At 46.8% G+C, this 17,783-nt stretch carries 20 protein-coding genes; 15 read left to right on the top strand and 5 right to left on the bottom strand.

Annotated features, from left to right (window positions below):
* Positions 1–86: 86 nt before the first annotated feature.
* Both R2Q26_RS00425 and R2Q26_RS15390 read right to left on the bottom strand, forming a co-directional pair.
* A complete protein-coding gene (locus R2Q26_RS00425; RefSeq protein ID WP_317534441.1) occupies positions 87–314 on the bottom strand; it encodes a transposase in 228 nt (75 codons plus the stop codon).
* Positions 315–328: 14 nt separating this feature from the next.
* Positions 329–610 carry a phage integrase N-terminal SAM-like domain-containing protein gene (locus tag R2Q26_RS15390; RefSeq protein ID WP_411182299.1) on the bottom strand — a complete coding sequence of 94 codons (282 nt, stop codon included), beginning with the start codon at positions 608–610 and terminating at the stop codon, positions 329–331.
* A 199-nt stretch (positions 611–809) separates the two neighbouring features.
* On the opposite strand from R2Q26_RS15390, the gene R2Q26_RS00420 reads away from it, so the two are divergent.
* Entirely contained in the window at positions 810–1,463 is a 654-nt protein-coding gene (locus R2Q26_RS00420; RefSeq protein WP_317534440.1) for an isochorismatase family protein, read from the top strand.
* Here R2Q26_RS00420 and R2Q26_RS00415 read toward each other — a convergent pair.
* The gene (locus R2Q26_RS00415; RefSeq protein ID WP_317534564.1) at positions 1,410–1,838 is read right to left on the bottom strand and encodes a hypothetical protein; all 429 of its coding nucleotides are present in this window, start codon (positions 1,836–1,838) and stop codon (positions 1,410–1,412) included. The two genes, R2Q26_RS00420 and R2Q26_RS00415, sit on opposite strands and share 54 nt — an antisense overlap.
* Between R2Q26_RS00415 and R2Q26_RS00410 the strand changes: the two genes are divergently transcribed.
* The 6 genes from R2Q26_RS00410 (at position 1,727) to R2Q26_RS00390 (ending at position 6,752) form a co-directional block, all read left to right on the top strand.
* A complete protein-coding gene (locus R2Q26_RS00410; RefSeq protein ID WP_317534556.1) occupies positions 1,727–2,230 on the top strand; it encodes a class I SAM-dependent methyltransferase in 504 nt (167 codons plus the stop codon). The two genes, R2Q26_RS00415 and R2Q26_RS00410, sit on opposite strands and share 112 nt — an antisense overlap.
* A 913-nt stretch (positions 2,231–3,143) precedes the next feature.
* Positions 3,144–3,365 carry an HNH endonuclease gene (locus R2Q26_RS15385; RefSeq protein WP_411182298.1) on the top strand — a complete coding sequence of 74 codons (222 nt, stop codon included), beginning with the start codon at positions 3,144–3,146 and terminating at the stop codon, positions 3,363–3,365.
* A gap of 135 nt (positions 3,366–3,500) precedes the next feature.
* A complete protein-coding gene (locus tag R2Q26_RS00405; protein WP_317534439.1) occupies positions 3,501–3,881 on the top strand; it encodes a hypothetical protein in 381 nt (126 codons plus the stop codon).
* A 642-nt stretch (positions 3,882–4,523) separates the two neighbouring features.
* The gene (locus tag R2Q26_RS00400; RefSeq protein ID WP_317534438.1) at positions 4,524–4,712 is read left to right on the top strand and encodes a hypothetical protein; all 189 of its coding nucleotides are present in this window, start codon (positions 4,524–4,526) and stop codon (positions 4,710–4,712) included.
* Positions 4,713–4,806: 94 nt separating this feature from the next.
* Complete coding sequence (locus R2Q26_RS00395) at positions 4,807–5,610, top strand: hypothetical protein (RefSeq protein ID WP_317534437.1); 804 nt, start codon at positions 4,807–4,809, stop codon at positions 5,608–5,610.
* A 155-nt stretch (positions 5,611–5,765) separates the two neighbouring features.
* Positions 5,766–6,752 (top strand): zinc-binding alcohol dehydrogenase family protein, encoded by a 987-nt coding sequence (locus tag R2Q26_RS00390; RefSeq protein ID WP_317534436.1) that lies wholly within the window; start codon positions 5,766–5,768, stop codon positions 6,750–6,752.
* Between the two features lie 62 nt (positions 6,753–6,814).
* Here the strand turns inward: R2Q26_RS00390 and R2Q26_RS00385 are convergent, their stop codons facing one another.
* The gene (locus tag R2Q26_RS00385) at positions 6,815–8,143 is read right to left on the bottom strand and encodes a TRAFs-binding domain-containing protein (RefSeq protein WP_317534435.1); all 1,329 of its coding nucleotides are present in this window, start codon (positions 8,141–8,143) and stop codon (positions 6,815–6,817) included.
* Between the two features lie 296 nt (positions 8,144–8,439).
* Here R2Q26_RS00385 and hemP point away from each other — a divergent pair, with 296 nt between their 5' ends.
* From hemP to rfbD, 8 genes are all read left to right on the top strand, one after another.
* Positions 8,440–8,625 carry a hemin uptake protein HemP gene (hemP, locus tag R2Q26_RS00380; protein ID WP_090568779.1) on the top strand — a complete coding sequence of 62 codons (186 nt, stop codon included), beginning with the start codon at positions 8,440–8,442 and terminating at the stop codon, positions 8,623–8,625.
* A 173-nt stretch (positions 8,626–8,798) separates the two neighbouring features.
* On the top strand, positions 8,799–9,476 hold the full coding sequence (locus R2Q26_RS00375; RefSeq protein ID WP_317534434.1) for a DUF2325 domain-containing protein: 678 nt from the start codon (positions 8,799–8,801) through the stop codon (positions 9,474–9,476).
* Positions 9,477–10,621: 1,145 nt separating this feature from the next.
* Positions 10,622–10,957, top strand: coding sequence for a hypothetical protein (locus R2Q26_RS00370; protein WP_317534433.1), 336 nt, complete (start codon positions 10,622–10,624; stop codon positions 10,955–10,957).
* A 152-nt stretch (positions 10,958–11,109) separates the two neighbouring features.
* Entirely contained in the window at positions 11,110–12,021 is a 912-nt protein-coding gene (locus R2Q26_RS00365; RefSeq protein WP_317534432.1) for a hypothetical protein, read from the top strand.
* A 438-nt stretch (positions 12,022–12,459) separates the two neighbouring features.
* Positions 12,460–13,437, top strand: a complete 978-nt coding sequence (locus R2Q26_RS00360) for an acetyl-CoA carboxylase carboxyltransferase subunit alpha (protein ID WP_317534431.1) — start codon at positions 12,460–12,462, stop codon at positions 13,435–13,437.
* A complete protein-coding gene (gene tilS, locus R2Q26_RS00355) occupies positions 13,397–14,758 on the top strand; it encodes a tRNA lysidine(34) synthetase TilS (RefSeq protein WP_317534430.1) in 1,362 nt (453 codons plus the stop codon). The genes R2Q26_RS00360 and tilS overlap by 41 nt, the downstream gene beginning before the upstream one ends.
* Before the next feature lie 44 nt (positions 14,759–14,802).
* The gene (gene rfbB, locus R2Q26_RS00350) at positions 14,803–15,858 is read left to right on the top strand and encodes a dTDP-glucose 4,6-dehydratase (protein ID WP_317534429.1); all 1,056 of its coding nucleotides are present in this window, start codon (positions 14,803–14,805) and stop codon (positions 15,856–15,858) included.
* The gene (gene rfbD / locus R2Q26_RS00345; protein WP_317534428.1) at positions 15,855–16,751 is read left to right on the top strand and encodes a dTDP-4-dehydrorhamnose reductase; all 897 of its coding nucleotides are present in this window, start codon (positions 15,855–15,857) and stop codon (positions 16,749–16,751) included. The genes rfbB and rfbD overlap by 4 nt, the downstream gene beginning before the upstream one ends.
* A 7-nt stretch (positions 16,752–16,758) precedes the next feature.
* On the opposite strand, the gene R2Q26_RS00340 is transcribed toward rfbD, so the two are convergent.
* Positions 16,759–17,709 (bottom strand): S49 family peptidase, encoded by a 951-nt coding sequence (locus R2Q26_RS00340; protein WP_317534427.1) that lies wholly within the window; start codon positions 17,707–17,709, stop codon positions 16,759–16,761.
* Between the last annotated feature and the right edge of the window lie 74 nt (positions 17,710–17,783).

Here is a 17,783-nt window from a genome sequence, read left to right as displayed (position 1 = left end):
AATCTGTGATGTTTGCTCAAAAAGGTGTCAGTCATTGCATCTTGCAAGATGAACGAATTAACCGACTAACAGTACTGTAATGAACATTATATTTGAGATAGATTTGCCTTGGGCGTTTCTAGCAAAAGATGATAATGATTATCCATCAGGCAGTAGGCATAACATATTGCTTCATAGCGTATTATCAGCTCTGCTAATAAATCAAGAAACTGCCGTCTATCCTCATCTTCAGCAAAAATAGCTTCTCCACCGTCCCCCCTCGACATAACATGGTATAAAACATTCGAAAATTCCAGTCTGATCGGACGTGTCATAAAACCATTCTTCTTCATATGCATTTATGGCTACGTATCATAAATGCGCTTCTATACAATGATTGACACCTTTTGCATCTTTTCTGACATCTTTTGACATCTTTTTTGATCGTGCTTAAAAATGAACGCAAATATAGGAAGCTATCTTTTTTCCTCCCTCGTATCCGGCTGCTGATTGTTGTGAAAGAGAATAAAAAACGCTTAATCCAGACAATATCAGATTGCTCGGTACGATAGCTGTAATGCTTGAGCCTGAGTTTATCCCGCGCCTGGTTCAAAAGTCGTGGTTTATTCATCGTATTTGTGGATCTAACAAAGTTTGTTATGATGAAAGCCAAATTGATTCAATTCTATAAAAAATAAAGAGATAGCATGCAGCTTGTCGTGTTAGATTTTATTTCTGACGTAATAGATTGTGTCATTTCGGAGGTTTAGTTCTAGTTAGGCGGCTTGAGACGCATGTAGGAGTTACCCAATTCTGAGGGAGTACACGCTATGAGCAAAACTAAGACGATAGACCAGTCCCAGAGCGGCCGGAGCCGCACCTACGAGCGCCTCACACCTGAGAGCACCGTACTCTTGCTTATCGACCACCAGGTCGGGCTCGTTTCGGGCATTCGAGATCTCACGCCGGACGAGGTGCGCCACAATGTCGTCGCGTTCGCCCGCGCCGCGCGCGTCCTCGGCGTCCCGGTTGTGCTCACCTCGACTGCGCCCATGATGTGGGGCCCGACTCTGCCTGAGCTCACGGAGGCACTGCCGGGGGTGGACAACATCGAGCGAAGCGTTGTCAACGCATGGGATGAGCCGCGAGTCCGCGATGCTGTCAAGCGAACCGGGCGGCAGAAGCTCCTGATCGGCGGGATCACAACGCACGTCTGCTTGGCGTTCCCCGCCATGTCCGCTGTGGCTGACGGATATGACGTTTATGCACTTTTGGATGCCTCGGGCACTTGGAGCGATCTCCTACAACTGACTGCGATCGATCAAATGAGGCAGGCGGGCGTCACGATAACGTCAGGAGCGGCGGCGTTCGTAGAGATGCTGCACGACAACGCCAGCCCTATCGCTGGCGAGTTCTACGCGGCGCTTGACCTACCTGCCACCCGCTACATCCTCCAGATCACCCAAGGGGGCAAGTCTGCCTGAAACTAGCCCGACTCCGCGGATGGCTTCGTCGAGTGGCGGTATGAGCAACTGAGGCGATCGATAGATCGGTAATATGAGCCGCCTAACCACAGCGTGCAGCGGACGCCCAGACGGGCGCCGCTGACGCTGACCGTTAGATGGCAGTAGCATCAAATTAGAGATCGATGAATGAAGTTTTTGAACAGACTTTTCATGCGTGCATTTGGTCGTCCGACGGGTGTGTTGGGAAGGCTCGGTGGTACTATCATGGCGCGCACGAACGCGTGGATCGCCCGGCGGGCCATCGAATTGCTCGACGTCAGCCGAATGACAGAGTGCTGGAGATCGGATTCGGCCCAGGTGTTGGGATTGAGCTCCTGGCCGATTCCGTTTCATTGGGAAAGGTCGCTGGCATCGATCCGTCCGAAGAGATGCTGGAACAGACCAAGGATCGCAACGCTACGGGCATTGCAACGGGCAGGGTTGAGCTTCTGCGAGGCTCGGTCGAGCGCTTACCGTTCGAGAAGGCCATGTTCGATAAGGCCCTTGCGATCAATTCGATGCAAGTCTGGCCTGATGCTCTCGCAGGGCTGCAGGAGACCAGACGTGTGTTAAAGCCAGGAGGAACAGTTCTGCTCGGTTTTACGCGCTATTCTGGACAGCAGAAGGAGGGGCTGACAGAAATACTCATGGCGGCGGGCTTCGCGGACGTGCGGATGGTTGACGTAGATGGTGGGTTCTGCGTGTTCGGTACAAACCTTGTTGGAACCGAGGAGGCTGCCATCTAACACGACGATGCACCTGACGGCGCTGCGCGCCGCAGGTGATCGCCGATCCGTTATGCAGCGTGGATGTAGACTATGGCGACAGACATACGCCAACTCGCTCCGGATGATGTTTCGCTGATGAGGGCCCTGCTGAGGACCTTCTGTGAGGCGTTTAAAGACGAGCCACACCTATGCCGCAAGCCAGCCCAGTGACGGCTACCTACGGCGGTTGCTCGGTGGTGACTCGTTTATCGCGTTGGTCGCCCTTAAGAGCGGTGTTGTGGTCGGCGGGATCGCGGTCTACGAGCTCAAGAAGTTCGAGCAAGAGCGCAGTGAAATCTAGAGAGAAAGGTGTCAGTCATTGCATAGTGCATGAAGTGCATTTATGATCCGTAGCCATAAATGAATATGGAAAAGAATGGTTTTATTGGTGAGGTACAAAAACATATTAGTTTAAAACAAAGTGATAGTATTCATATTACCAAGCGATCGAAGAAATCGCCCAAGAAGCCAATAGACGAAATTGTTGCCGGTATATTACTGATAGAGGAGAGGCAATGAATACGATATACAAAACGGGACATTACACAATGTTTGAAATTGCAGCGTATTTTAATGTTCATTACAGTACTGTTAGTCGGTTAATTCGTTCATTTTGCAAGATGCAATGACTGACACCTTTTCGTTCATTTTGCAAAATGAAATGACAGACACCTTTTCTGGACACCTTTTCCTTTGCTCAGCAATACACTCGTCACAACTGCCAGTTGACATTCCCTTCCGCAGCCTTACAATCCTCATAAGCGCTACTTTCCCGCTAGTTTAGTTCAACAAGGTTTATCCGCCGCCGATAGAGCAGCGGCTATTGCAAACTTGGGGAAGGCGGCAAATAAACGCTATTCGTTAGAACTCATCACCTCCGAGCGCCTTAGAAATGTCTGACACCTGCATACTCTGCCTTGAGTCAAGTGAGCCGCTGACTGAAGAACACATCTTTCCAGAAGCCGCTGGGGGAAGCATTTCCAAGTATCTGCTCTGCAAGTCCTGCAATGACAAGCTAGGCCACTGGGTCGATGCCCCCTACGTAAACCAAAAACATATTCAACTAGCCCGCGCTACCTACAAGATTCTAGGAAAGACGGGAAAGGTACCGTAGCCATTTTCTGACACGTACTCCATTGACGATTCAGAATCAACGCTGAAGATAAAGCTAGATTCGAATTTTGCCCCAAGGGTTGTGCCCCAAGCGCCAAAGGTATGGATTACCGAAAACGGAGAAATTAGCCTTAGCTTGTCCCGTGATGTAAGGGACATAAAGGACATCCCGAAAGTTATCAGAACTATCCTCTCCCGATTCTTCAAGTCAGAAGAGGGTATGGGCCTTGGATGGTCGGAGGAAGAAAAGGAAAGAACGATCCAAAAATCCATTGAAGGGGCCAAACAAGTTTCGCTCAAGTCCGAGCAAATACAGTCATCCTTGGGCGGCAGCTGGACGATTGATCTCAAGGCACTATTTGTTGAGCACGTTAAGTCATCTATGAAATTTGCTGCTTTGAGTTCGGTAATCATTTCCGAGATAGCGCGTCCGGGCAACGACTCCGAATGTTTCTTCTGGCCCAATGCACTGATGACCCGGAGCCGTGGGAGTGGATTGATGTTGCCAAGCATCTAAACGTTGCCCCGCAGGTACCACCCGACCTTGATGGCTTCATCAAGTACCTGACCGACAATAACTCGCACACGTACCATGTTGCTGTAGTTACACCTGCCGGTGTGGTTTGTTCAATGCTTGTGGTATGGGCGTCATTTTCCACACCAAAGACCTTGAACGAGTAACCGCTGTCTCAGATGTTGCGAAGGTCTATCTGAGCAGCATCAACGGAGGTAGATCGGGGATATTCACTCTCGGCGAGTTGTTCGCCAATGCCAAATGAGTTCTAACCTTTCGTTGCAGGGGACGCTCCGCCTATCGGCGGCGCGCCCCTGAACTCAAACATTGGGCCTAAGAGTGGTAGACATCAACGCCTTTCTGGCAGAGCGACAGCGAGCGGCGGAAGAGTGCGCGCGCTTAGACGGATTCGTTGCTCGATACAAGAAAGCAATGCCGCCTATTAAGGCCATATGGGACACAAGCAGCGGCTCAATAAGCTTCAATGACATTAATACGAGCATCATCTCATCCGGACTCTGCATCTACACTTGTCATCTTCAAGACCTGTGGGCCGGCCTCTACAAGCCATCTGTATATGAGGCTACGACCCTATGGAGCAGCATGCATGACGCAGCATAAGATCGCGAAAGTCATCGTGCATGGGTGAACAACACGGCGCTATCGCCCATATTTCTCGTGAAGCACCTGAACTGTGATCTCGGGTTAGTAGCCGATGGTAAGCATCGGCTTACCGTTTCACGCGTCATAGGCGCAGGCGAAGTTCCGTTTATGGTTGAGGTAACAAATGATTCCTGGGCGAGTCGTGCATTTCCGTCAGCAATTCGTGTCTGACTGGCCCAACCATCGCTTCCAGCCGACCGGCCACTCGTTGCGCTCGTGGCCGGCGGTTGAATCGGGGCGTTAGGCCTTCAGCAGACGTATAACTATGGCATTCAGAGCAAAAAAACGTATCTCTGAGCGCAATGCTTACAACATGGTCGTAGCCATGGCCCTGCATGGAAATCACTATAACGACATTCACGGAAACATTCGTTCAGTGTCCGACATAAGAGCTCACTACGCCCAGAACGGTCGCGATTTCAAACATGTTGTTGCGGGTTGCAGAGACTTTTCGCAGAGCGTACCGCTCTACGAGAATCTCCTCGGTGCGCAGTGGACGGCGGAGGGCGTAGCTGTTTCACGGCCTAGTCACATCACAGGCGAGTATGAGTCAGTGATTAGCGGAGATGGCGTGTACAACGAAAGCGATTACTGGGCGAACTTCGAGATCAGCAAAGAAGACTTCGATAGCGCTATCAGCTCCGGTCGCTGGGAGCGCTTTTTGGCTGCGGTGAACGCGGGAATCGCTGCAGTGGAGGCGTTTCTTAACCATCAGTACATGGTTCGGTTGCGAGTAGCAGGTGACGATCCTGCCCTTAGGGATAATCTCGAAACAAAGATGAAGACGTGGCCCATGAAGCTTTCAGGGCACGCATTCGATCTGTCCAGTCGCCCATGGGCAGCGTTTTCTAAGCTCAAGAAGCTGCGCGATGACGGCTTCCAGCACCGAAAATCGACTGCAACCGGCATCACGCGTAATGAGCACCTCGCCCTGTTGAACGAGTACAAGCACGCTGTGCCAAGGCTCCTTCTCAATCTTCACGTTCACTTTGGAGTACGCTGCCCTAGTGCCATCATCCGCTATGCGTATCATCCAGAAATCGAGCTGGAGTCACGCAAGGACGCCTAACACAGAAAAACGGGATGCTACCCTTTAAGCAGAAGATAACTGAAGCCAAATTAACTTTAATACTTAGCTTTATTCTGACTTTATGGATAGAATATTTAAAATGTATTACCCATTAACTCTCAACTGAAAAATTCATATTTATATCTTTATATTATATGCGTGCACTAGGTATTAATGCCCAACAGACTTTTGAATTAGCTGAGCTTCCTGAACCAATCTTTGGCGATTATGATTTGCTGGTGCGGGTGAAAGCGGTGGCAGTTAATCCTGTCGATACTAAACTCAAGGCTAGTATCAAGCCAGATCAGATCGGATTGAAAGTACTTGGATTTGATGCCTGTGGTGAAGTGCTGGCGATAGGTACACGGGTTGAGGGCTTCGCAGTGGGTGATCGCGTATTTTATGCTGGTGATGTCATACGCACGGGATGCTTCGCCGAACAACAAGCCGTAGATAGCCGCCTGGTCGCTAAAGCACCGCAAAGTCTGTCTGATCTGGAAGCGGCGGCCATGCCGTTGGTCGGATTGACTGCTTCCGAAGCCTTGTTTGACCATTTGGGTTTCAGCTTGGATGCAGCTAGTAATCAAGGCAAACGCTTGCTAATTATTGGTGGTGCAGGTGGAGTAGGTTCGATGGCGATTCAATTGGCTAAGCAAGTGGGGATAGTGGTGATTGTGACTGCTTCCCGCGCTGAGAGTCAAGCTTGGTGCAAGCAATTGGGCGCTGATCAGGTGATAGACTATAGTCAGCCGTTACGCCCTCAACTTGTGCAAGAAGTGGATAGAATTTTGTGTACTGCCGATACCGATAGCCATCTTGATAATATGGCAGCTTGCATCCGTCCCTTTGGTAGGATCTGTGCCTTGGTCAGTCCTCGTCAGCCGATGGATATGAATCGTTTTAAAAATAAAAGTGTGGGTTTCCATTGGGAGTTCATGTTTACCCGAGCGATGTTTAACACGCCAGATAAATCGCAACAAGGAGTCTATCTACAGCGCTTGGCAGAAGCCGTTGATGCAGGTGTTGTTCGCTCCATCCTGACTCATCAGGGCGGACAACTCAGTGTTGAAACGCTGCAAGCTGCATTTGAGCAAGTTGCTAGTGGCAGGATGATTGGAAAAATAGCGTTAAAAGGTTTTTAAGCTATGCTTTAGCTCCTGAGAGTTTGTAAAAACGAAGTTTTTACAAAATGAAGTTTCGCTGATTATTTGCTTGCTTGGTCTATTAGCGCGGCTTCGATTTCCTCTTCCCATCCGAGCAACCCCCCTTTCTTTTTGCGGGCGTTACTAATCAACCGTAGATTCCGAGCAGTGGTTTCGGGTTCCCATGATTCCCGCACGGCGGCGAGCGCATCTCCCAAAGCATTCGAAGCTGCTTCTTCATCTTTCGCCAGTACGGCGAGCTCAAGGCGTGTGGCATAATCCCAGTAGTCGGGTTTGCCAGCGGCAATGCGCCGTTCGACCGCATAGGCGACTACAGGTAGCAGTTTTGCCTGGCGAGGATCGGCTGACTCAGCTATCTCCATCAGCGTAACCGCATTGATGCCGGGGTAGGCATCGCGCCAGTCTGCTTCAAAGCCTTTCAGATAAGCATCGATAGCTTTCTTGAGCAGACCTTTGGCGCGTATGGTTTCGCCCACTTGGACAGCAGCCTCCCACCGATCTTTGTAGACGCGGCCCAGAATACCGTAAGTCTCGCTGCTTGGGCCACGTTTGTTAATTAACTCGATCAATATCTTCTCTGCCTCATCTCCATGACCCGCTCGATTGAGAGCAAGTCCCAACTGCTCCTGCACCATAACGGTGTTGGCGAGCGGCGGTGACATTTTCGGCACCAAATTAATCATCTCCTGCCAGCCTTTAACTGCCCGGTAGGATAGAAACAGATCAATCACCACGCCAGACTCGGTATCTGCAATTGTGCCAAGGCTATGCTCAATCGTGCGTACCGCATCCAATCCCTGCTTGCGAGCTTCAGCCAGTTGTTTTTTAACCTGTTCCGAATAGGTAACACGCTCACGGAACACATCCGTCTTGAGATGCTGGATATCCGGGAAGCCATCCACGAGCTGATAGATGGGACTATCCGTCATATGCTTGCGTGCTTCTTTGAATCGATCTGTCAGAATTGGAGCAATTGCTGCGACATTGTCAGGCTTGCCATCTGCGCCGATGTCATAAGGTATGCTACGCAGCGGTGCAACATCGAAGGGAAGCTGGCCTGTGCTCTTGGCGAAAAGTAATACTGTCGAAGAAGGCCGCACAGCATGGCGCAATCCTAGTTCGTAGAAAACGTTGGCATTGGCTGTGGTGAGATCTGCGATAGCGTATTCGCATAATATCAGGCGTTCGAACATCGGTTTGTGGATGATGCCACCGGCCATTTCTTCGTCGGCTCGTATTGGTTCGAGATCGGCTGCCAGGATGGTCGGTTCGATCAGGTCATGATAAACCGCATCAAAATCAATCATCTTACCGCTAGTCGTTGGTTTTTGCCCAAACGGCATGAGTACAAAGCAGAGCGGGTTGGTCATGGTTTTTTTCCAAGCTAGTTAAATATGTAAAGTCTCATCTTGCTGTTTATTTAATATTCTTGATGCGTTCAGAATATGAATGTTATTCATAATAATTACCATCAATGGGGTAATAATTAATTCATTTTAGCGGATTCTTGATCGGAGTGACTGTCAAGCACATCAAAACCCGGCACTATAACGCTTTGCGGGTTGAATAAGATATTTGGCAAATATTTTTAACAAGCACTTGCGTTGCTCATTTATTTGTGTATAATGAGAATCATTCTCATTAACAATATTGAATATTAGATGCTATGAATAGGTCAGATATTAATTTGCAAACTGTCACGGAATCACATTCTTTGCCCATGCGCGATCCTTACAAGCCAATCAACAGTGATAGCTTGTTTGTAGTGGGTGATGAAGTGCTTATTCAGCACCGTGGCGAGCAGTATCGGTTGCGCCGAACACGTAATGACAAGCTGATCCTGACGAAATAATTGGTAGAAAGCGTGTTTGACGACACAAAGCTAAAGATTAATAAGCGGATAATCACTTTTCTCATCAGTCGCTGGAAGTACTCTCTCCTCTGCCAGTGACCATTTTAGCCAGCCAGCCTATTTTCTTCGAGGCAAGCCAGCCAATTTTTCTTATCAATTTAAGGAGTATGGGAATGGATAATCCTTCTGGCAATGTGTTGCGCGATTATTATCTTCGCTCTTCACCCCTCGCAAAATACTGTATAGGTATTCCTGAGAAGAAATTTGATTACATTAGCAAGCTACTTTGGCTAAAAGATAGATTACGTGCATGGCTGACCAGTTTTAGAGCAGTTTCTCATGCTGGGATCCGGCAAGAACCAGAACAAGAATCAATCTCGAGGATTCATAGCCATTTTCCTGGGAAGAGAATCTATACAAAAGCAAACACGAGGCCGGAAACAGAGTGGGTTCCCTTGATCAAGGAAAAGCAAACAATCAAATCTAATGCCAGTCAGGAGATCGCCAGAGGGGGCAATAATAACCATAGCCTTGCCGGACAAGCTGTTTTGTGTGTAGGAGGACGTGCAACCCTCTACCCAGATTATCTTCAGCTGGTAGAAGCTGCTGGCGGACGTTTCATAGCCTATCGCGGCAGTCCTGAAAATAACAGAGATCATTTGTATACATTGCTGGATCGCGTCAGTATGGTAATTTGCCCGGTTGATTGTGTCAGTCATGATGATTATTTTGCTGTTAAACGTTATTGCAAGCTGTCTGGCAGATTGTGTGTATTCCTGGAGCGTTCCAGTTTGCCTGCTTTTAGTCAGGGTTTGAGAATGCTTATTTTACAATTACATGGAGATAATTAGTCGAAGTAACGCATGCGTACTAAATATCAAATTTGAATCATTCTTATCGTGCTGCTAGCTATTGGCACGATGTTCGTTTTTCCTCCTCAGGCTCAGGCTAATAATGTCAGAGAGTACTGGATTGTTGACGAGAAGGTGAACTGGAGTTATGCGCCTAGCAAAAAAATCTGATTGAGTTAGATGGTGATCTTGGTGTCTGGGGGCAAACATTGGTCTATACCAAGTATCGCTACATCGGTTATACCGATAGCAGTTATACCACCCTTTTTGTCGCAACCTGAGTTGGCAGGCATCCTCGGTCCCAGATATCATCAAAGTACATTTCTTTAAATAAAACAGTCCTCTCGCTTTCCATTCATTCCCATGATGTGTTCTATTATAAGAACAGCTAAGGTGTAGATAGGGAGGTAAAGGCGCAAGCATCCCGCCGGGAGAGTAATATACTTACACTTGGATTGCAGACGAAGGGGCTGGCCGCAGATCTCCCTCGCAACCAAGGTGTGCAATTTAAATAACTGAATGCAGACGCCTTAAAGAAAAATGATAATGAGGTGACTGCAGCACGCGACAAGATCAACAATAATTTTTCAGACCAATACATCCATTTAATTATTATCCGCTTTGCTCACGCGCTTTGGTACTGATATTTGGGACAGTTTACGTGATTTCAATTATTTGCGGTGTAATCAACTCAAACTTCCACATCACTCGCTCCTAATTGACGACAAAATAAGTATTTTAAAAACATGATGTTATACATTATGTTTAAAAATACGTCGCAAAATGGAGACAAAATAATTCTTTAAGAAACATAGTGTTATATATCATGCATATATCATGCATAAAAAATAAGTTAATTAGTGGCGACATTTCCCTCATATTTTTCTTATAAGATACTATATAACAAATTGATTAATAATGATTATATTTTGTGGCATGAATCCTGCTTGTATAAAAGCAGCTTTTATAGGTATTTAAATGTAAAAAAGCATTTGCTTTACCTTTCTAGCCATGGCTTTTCTCAAGGCAAGATTGTTTATCTGTTTGGTTGAGAAAAATCAATTATTATCATTTACTTACAAGAGATACAAGGGGATTAACAAGTTATGATGGAGATATCGTCATATCAAAAGATAGTGAGTGTGATGATTTTCTTCACAGCAATACTGGCTTTTCTGTCTGCAAGCAACACCTTTGCTGGTAATAACGAGATTAATTTTGCCTACACCGATCATTCGGGGCATTGGTTTGATACAGGCGCAGAGGCAGATCTAGCGACGACTAATACGGTAGTTAAGATGTTGTCATGTGATCCAGATTGCCATGAGGTGCAATACGGCGCCAGGAAAGGAGGAGGCTACTGCGCTTATGTGTCAAGCAAGTTCTCAAACAGAATATTGGTGGTTGATCCTGATCCAAGGCGCAACGTAATCCGATTCCTTAAGGAGTTCGGGAAATTTTATGGAAGCATATTACTTTAATTTTTAAAAAGGGGGTAAATCAATTGACAGTACTAGTTTTTGGTGATCCGGAACTAAATCCAGCGCTGGGTGGGGAACAAAAAGGTAAAAGTAATTCATTAATTGGTCTAGATAATTTCGGTCTCAACGTGCTGGTTGGAGATACTGCGTTTATGTACGATTCTTCTCTGGGTGGCGACGACACACTAGAGGGTGGCAACAACAGTATCGGCGGTTCTGTTTTTAATGGTCTGGCTGGCGATGCTCTTGAAATGTATGATTATTCGCTAGGCGGCCATGACACGTTATATGGCGGTGACCTTCAAGCGGGTGTCAATGGCAATATCACTAATTATCTTCTTGGCGATGCCATTACCATGTACGATGCGTCTAAAGGCGGCGATGACGTGATACATGGTGGTAACAACGGTAACAACGATGGTACGGGGATTGTAGAGAATTATCTTTATGGTGATGCCATAGAAATGAATGGTTCTACCCTTGCTGTCCTTGTTCAGGATCATTATGGCAAACCTGATGACCACCACCATGTTTCCCATCATGTTGAGCATCATGTTGAGCATGATAATGGTAAAAAACATGGTAAAAAACATGTTGAACACCATGTTGAACACCATGTTGAACACGAGGATGATGACGACGATCATGACCACAATCATGATGACGATGTCGTTTTCATAAACGCCTCTCCCCTGGGCGGCAACGATATCCTGATCAGTGGGAACAACGCAATAGATCACATGTATGGTGATGCCGGTAATGCTCTTGCTGGCGGTGAAGATACCTTCGTCTTCAATGATGAAGTTGGTACCTTTTTTGGAGACGATATTATTTACGATTTTCGCCAGTCGGATGGTCTTCATGGCGACCAAATTGAAATAGATTTTGCTGACGTGGATTTTACTGATCTCGTATTCACAGATGATTTTGTTACTGGTGATCAGATCATTACTGTTCATGGAGATCATGGAGACCATGGCACAATCACCCTGGTAGGGCTTGCCGGAGCCCATTTAACGGTAGGTCATGCCGGAGACCCAGGAGACTTTGACATCATCATTTAATCCTGATTTCATCCGTTAATACTGAAATGAGATCTGACAGATATCTGGTTAATTTGGCATTTGTTAGATCAAGTCTGAATTAATACGGCTTTATACAAAATATATTTCCTCCATTTACTTATACTTCCTCTATTTACTTCCTTCCCTGCCGATTCGAGGCGCTACTCCCTTGCGCATCGGATCGGCTCCTCCTTTGGGGGGAATCTCCAATACTTGAGATAGATGAATAAGTTGATGTTGTAAGCGCTAGCTCCAAAAATCCAAAAAATCGCTGTGCTGATATTCTGTTATCCTTAGCTGCTACGCGTGTGTGCAGATACTTGATATGAAAAACTTTCTTACGGCTCAAGACCCAAGTGATTTGCTAGTATGTGGAAGCATGCAGAAATACCTTCAGATCCTGTATCATCCTGCTTTTAGAGTTACACGCAAGCTTTCATGAAAACGATTTTTCTGGATTTTGAAAAAGGTATCGAGGAATTTGAGGAAAAGATCGAGCAGCTGCGCTTTGCCCAAGATAATTCAGCACTGGATATTTCAGCTGAAATCGCTAAATTACAGGCAAAAAGCCAGGCATTGACCAAAAGTGTCTATGCCAAGCTCACCCCTTGGCAGATTTCTCAAGTGGCACGTCATCCACAGCGTCCCTATACACTTGATTACATACAGCACTTGTTCACTGATTTTGAAGAGCTGCATGGAGATCGCCATTTTGCAGACGATCACGCGATTGTGGGTGGATTGGCGCATTTTAACCGACAGACTGTGATGGTAATCGGTCATCAAAAAGGCCGTGATACTAAAGAGAAAATTTATCGTAATTTCGGGATGCCCAAACCAGAAGGTTATCGTAAGGCATTAAGGTTAATGCGCCTCGCGGAGAAATTTTCGCTCCCACTGGTTACTTTTATTGATACGCCTGGTGCCTATCCGGGAATCGATGCGGAAGAACGCGGACAATCTGAAGCAATCGGGAAAAATCTCTACGTGATGGCTGAACTGAAAGTGCCTATCATATGTATCGTAATCGGCGAGGGTGGTTCAGGCGGCGCGCTGGCTGTTGCTGTCGGGGATGCCGTCATGATGCTGCAGTATGCAACCTACTCGGTTATTTCTCCAGAGGGGTGTGCTTCAATTCTCTGGAAGAGTGCGGATAAAGCGTCCGATGCTGCAGAAATCATGGGTATCACCGCTGATCGCCTGAAAGAAATGGATCTAATCGATGTCGTTATCAATGAGCCACCTGGTGGTGCACATCGCGATTACGCTGCCACCATGCATTCGGTCAAAAGTGTCTTACAGGATGCCTTAAGAAAACTGCAGGTTCTGCCACATGAAGTGTTACTACAGAAGCGTTTTAATCGATTAATGGGTTATGGCAAATTTAAGGAAGTTAAGGCCGAACACCATTCTTGAATGGGTTGAAGACATCCTGCGTGCACATGTTAGCGGGAATGATCACTTAGTTGTCGCGCTAAGTGGTGGTGTTGACTCGGTGGTACTGTTGCATTTGCTTCATATGCTTTCAAGGTTGATGATGTTCAGGCTTTCCGCTGTGCATGTCGAACATGGGATTAGTCCTTATGCTGCTCAGTGGAGTGATTTCTGCCAGAATCAATGCAGCGCATTAGGTATTCCCATTCAGATTTTTCGTTTAAAAGTTCAGAAAGTACCTCAGGTTAGTCTTGAAGCCGCTGCCAGGCAGGCGCGTTATCAGGTATTTAAGGGCATTGAGGCTGACTATATTGTGCTGGCGCATCATCAGGATGATCAAGTTGAAACTGTGCTGCTACAGCTTCTTCGTGGTGCGGGCGTTAAGGGTCTGGCAGGAATGCCAGTTATCAGGAAGCTTACTTCAAAGGGTGCGATCCGCCTATTGCGCCCTCTACTAAATGTTTCACGCGAAACCATCATGCAGTATGCACGACAGCATCATCTAAGCTGGGTAGATGACGAGAGTAATAGTGACACGACATACAATCGCAATTTTCTTCGGCATGCCATTTTCCCACTGCTGGAGCAGCGCTATCCTGCTTACCGGGAGACATGCTCACGTGCCAGTTATCATCTTGGCGAGGCGGCTCAATTATTGGATGAACTTGCTGAGATTGATAGCAAATGTGCTATGACAGCAGGTAATCTCCACATTGATGGCTTACGTCAGCTCAGTTTTTTCCGTGCAAAGAATTTATTGCGCTATCTGTTCTCGCAGTACGGAGCAATTCAGCCCAATACCCTAAAACTTGAAGAAATCTTGCGACAATTATTGTCAGCGAGAACCGATACTAAACTTTATCTTGTTTTTGACGAAATAGAGATAAGATGCTTCAAAGGCTTGGTTAGAATTCAATCAAAACGTATGCAGTCGGAGATAAAAGCGCCCTTTGTCTGGCGTGGGGAGTATCGCTGGGTTCTTGAATCCTTGGGGGGGATGATTGAATGCGTTCAGCAGGAAGGTGTCGGAATCAACCCGGCTAAGCTGATTAAGAAACCTGTCACCGTCCGCTTGCGCGCGGGTGGAGAGCGATTTCAGCCTGACTGCAAACGCCCTCGCCGCAGCTTGAAAAAGATCCTGCAAGAAGCCTCGCTGCCACCATGGGAGCGCGGTACCCTGCCGCTACTTTTCAGTGGCGAACACCTTGTCTGGGTGCCTGGCATTGGTGTGGATTGCACTTTCCAGGCATTGCCGGGAGAATTGGGATTGATGCTGACATGGCGGCCTAATAAGTTCGATTAAGCTATTAAAATTACTACATTTCAAACAATTTTTCGGGAAAAGACATGATTCTTGTTACAGGTGGAGCAGGATTTATTGGAGCAAATTTCGTACTGGACTGGCTGACACAATTGGATGAGCCCGTAATTAATTTAGATAAATTGACTTACGCGGGCAATTTGCAGAATTTAGCTTCATTAGAAGGAGATTCGCGGCATATCTTTGTACACGGTGATATTAATGATCAACAGAAAATAACAACATTGCTTAGGCAATATCAGCCTCGTGCCATCATCCATCTGGCAGCAGAAAGTCATGTCGATCGCTCCATCCATGGACCAGAGGAGTTCATTCAGACAAATATTGTTGGTACCTTCAGGTTATTAGATACTGCCTATCGTTACTGGAAAGAGCAAGAAGGGAAAACTCAACAGGCTTTCCGTTTTCTTCATGTTTCAACGGATGAAGTGTATGGTTCTCTCTCTAAAGATGCCCCTGCTTTTACGGAAGTGCACCGTTATCAGCCAAATAGTCCTTATTCAGCCAGTAAGGCCTCCAGTGATCAACTGGTTCGTGCTTATCATCACACCTACGGCTTACCTACTCTGATTACGAATTGTTCCAACAATTATGGTGCGTTTCAGTTTCCGGAAAAGCTCATACCCTTGATGATCGTGAATGCGTTAGCAGGTAAATCATTACCAATCTATGGAGATGGTCAGCAGATCCGTGACTGGCTTTATGTGAAGGATCATTGTAGTGCTATTCGTCGTGTGCTGGAGGCCGGTACCCCGGGAGAAACTTACAATATTGGTGGATGGAATGAGAAACCCAATATAGAGATTGTGCATACCATTTGTAATTTGCTCAATGAGCTTCGCCCCGCTGATTATCACAAATTAATCAAATATGTGGCAGATCGGCCAGGTCATGATCGCCGTTACGCAATTGATGCACGTAAAATCGAACGTGATTTAGGCTGGAGACCAGTCGAAACGTTTGAAACAGGTATTCGTAAAACCGTCAAGTGGTATCTGGATCATCAGGATTGGGTTGCCAGCGTACAATCTGGTGAGTATCGAAAATGGATTGAAACCCACTATCAGGAGCATGTCGGATGAAGATACTGTTATTCGGCAAAAATGGGCAAGTCGGTTGGGAGCTGCAGCGTAGCCTCCAGCCGCTTGGTGAGGTGGTAGCATTGGATAGATCCAGTCAAGAATATTGCGGTAATTTGACTGATCTGGCAGGGATCGCGCAAACCGTACGAGCAGTTGCGCCGGACGTCATTGTTAATGCTGCTGCGTATACCGCTGTAGATCGAGCTGAAAGTGAACCCGATCTGGCGTATCAGATCAATGCTGAAGCACCGGCCATTCTAGCGCAGGAAGCGCAGCGTATGAATGCTTGGTTGGTTCACTACTCTACAGATTATGTCTTTGATGGGAGCGGGGATAGGCCATGGAGCGAATCTGATTTGCCTTCCCCCTTGAATGTTTATGGCCAAACCAAACTCCAGGGGGAAGAGGCTATTCGCAGTGCTGGCTGCCGACATTTGATTTTTCGGACAAGTTGGGTTTATGCTGCGCGGGGCAACAATTTTGCCAAAACCATGCTGCGTCTGGCGCAAGAGCGTGATCAGCTCACTATCATCGATGATCAAATTGGTGCGCCGACAGGAGCCGATTTACTTGCCGATGCTACTGCGCATGCAATTTCGATGGCATTGAAACAGCCTGAGGTAGCAGGGCTTTATCATCTAGTCGCAGGTGGGAAGGTTTCGTGGTATGGTTATGCTCGCTTCATACTCTCTTTTGCAAGAGAGCACGGGTGGGCGATCAAGACTCAATCTGAGGCTATTCTGCCAGTGCTCAGCAGTGCCTTTGCCACAGCTGCAAAACGACCGCTGAACTCTCGCCTGGATACTGAAAAATTCCGCTGTGCTTTTAGGCTGAATATTCCTCACTGGCAAATAGGTGTTGCCCGGATGCTGACTGAGGTACTGGAGAAATAAGGAAAAGTTATCGGAACTCCCATCTTTCCTTAGTTCCCATTAGCAAATCGGCGGTCATTTTGCCGAAACGCTTGGCAAAATGCTCAGCAAATCCTTCCTTAGTTGTATAATCAACGATGCGCTCAACCTGGATGACTTCTCTGGCAACATATTCGGCGCTGCCGAGCGCATCTACCAACCCAAGGTCTATGCCCTTTTCACCTGTCCAGAGCATGCCACTGAAAATTTCTGGTGAATTCTTCAGACGCTCACCTCTTCCTTGCTGAACCACCTGAATGAATTGTTGATGAACTTCAACTAGCATTTGCTGGGCATGCTCTTTTTGTTTTGGATCAGCGGGTGAAAAAGGATCCAGAAAGCTTTTATTTTCCCCTGCTGTGAGCAGGCGTCGTTCAATACCCAGTTTTTCGAGGGTGCCCGTAAAACCAAAGCTATCTAGGACGACACCGATGGAACCAACAATACTCGCTTTATCCACAAAGATTTTGTCGGCTGCCACCGCAACGTAGTAACCTCCAGAGGCGCAAATATCCTCTACTACGGCATAAAGCGGAATTTGCGGGTGCTCCGCTCGTAACCGTCGAATTTCGTCATTGATATAACCTGCTTGTACTGGGCTGCCTCCCGGGCTATTGATTCGTAGGATAACTCCCGCTGTGTTTTTGTCTTTAAAAGCTTTTTGTAAAGCTGCGTTAACATTATCAGCGCTTCCCATGCCGTCAGGCTTGATTTCGCCACGTAAATCAACGAGCGCCGCATGTCTCTCGGAAATTCCGACGGTTTCTTCCCCGAGCCAACCCAATCCCCAGAAAAGCAAAGCATAAAGGTAAATAAAAGTAAGTGATTTAAAAAAAATACTCCAATAACGCGTGCGACGTTGCTCCTGCAAGGATGAAAATACTAGTTTTTCGAGCGTTTCCTTTTCCCAGCCTTCTTTACGATTTGTTGAATCTGTCATGGTTTCTTAAACTCTTTAGAATTATGTTTCTGAAAATGGAAATAAGTATTGTTAGAATATTTTTGAAATTTTAC

The organism is Nitrosomonas sp. Is37, assembly GCF_033063275.1.
Classification (GTDB): domain Bacteria; phylum Pseudomonadota; class Gammaproteobacteria; order Burkholderiales; family Nitrosomonadaceae; genus Nitrosomonas.
The sequence above is the reverse complement of the archived record's forward strand: the minus strand, read 5'-3'. Positions and strand labels throughout refer to the sequence as shown.

Coding starts and splice junctions, on each gene's coding strand:
- R2Q26_RS00425 (WP_317534441.1), bottom strand. CDS start 314: ATGACACGTCCGATCAGACTGGAATTTTCGAATGTTTTATACCATGTT.
- R2Q26_RS15390 (WP_411182299.1), bottom strand. CDS start 610: ATGAATAAACCACGACTTTTGAACCAGGCGCGGGATAAACTCAGGCTC.
- R2Q26_RS00420 (WP_317534440.1), top strand. CDS start 810: ATGAGCAAAACTAAGACGATAGACCAGTCCCAGAGCGGCCGGAGCCGC.
- R2Q26_RS00415 (WP_317534564.1), bottom strand. CDS start 1,838: ATGAAACGGAATCGGCCAGGAGCTCAATCCCAACACCTGGGCCGAATC.
- R2Q26_RS15385 (WP_411182298.1), top strand. CDS start 3,144: ATGTCTGACACCTGCATACTCTGCCTTGAGTCAAGTGAGCCGCTGACT.
- R2Q26_RS00395 (WP_317534437.1), top strand. CDS start 4,807: ATGGCATTCAGAGCAAAAAAACGTATCTCTGAGCGCAATGCTTACAAC.
- R2Q26_RS00390 (WP_317534436.1), top strand. CDS start 5,766: ATGCGTGCACTAGGTATTAATGCCCAACAGACTTTTGAATTAGCTGAG.
- R2Q26_RS00385 (WP_317534435.1), bottom strand. CDS start 8,143: ATGACCAACCCGCTCTGCTTTGTACTCATGCCGTTTGGGCAAAAACCA.
- hemP (WP_090568779.1), top strand. CDS start 8,440: ATGAATAGGTCAGATATTAATTTGCAAACTGTCACGGAATCACATTCT.
- R2Q26_RS00375 (WP_317534434.1), top strand. CDS start 8,799: ATGGATAATCCTTCTGGCAATGTGTTGCGCGATTATTATCTTCGCTCT.
- R2Q26_RS00370 (WP_317534433.1), top strand. CDS start 10,622: ATGATTTTCTTCACAGCAATACTGGCTTTTCTGTCTGCAAGCAACACC.
- R2Q26_RS00365 (WP_317534432.1), top strand. CDS start 11,110: ATGTACGATTCTTCTCTGGGTGGCGACGACACACTAGAGGGTGGCAAC.
- R2Q26_RS00360 (WP_317534431.1), top strand. CDS start 12,460: ATGAAAACGATTTTTCTGGATTTTGAAAAAGGTATCGAGGAATTTGAG.
- tilS (WP_317534430.1), top strand. CDS start 13,397: ATGGCAAATTTAAGGAAGTTAAGGCCGAACACCATTCTTGAATGGGTT.
- rfbB (WP_317534429.1), top strand. CDS start 14,803: ATGATTCTTGTTACAGGTGGAGCAGGATTTATTGGAGCAAATTTCGTA.
- rfbD (WP_317534428.1), top strand. CDS start 15,855: ATGAAGATACTGTTATTCGGCAAAAATGGGCAAGTCGGTTGGGAGCTG.
- R2Q26_RS00340 (WP_317534427.1), bottom strand. CDS start 17,709: ATGACAGATTCAACAAATCGTAAAGAAGGCTGGGAAAAGGAAACGCTC.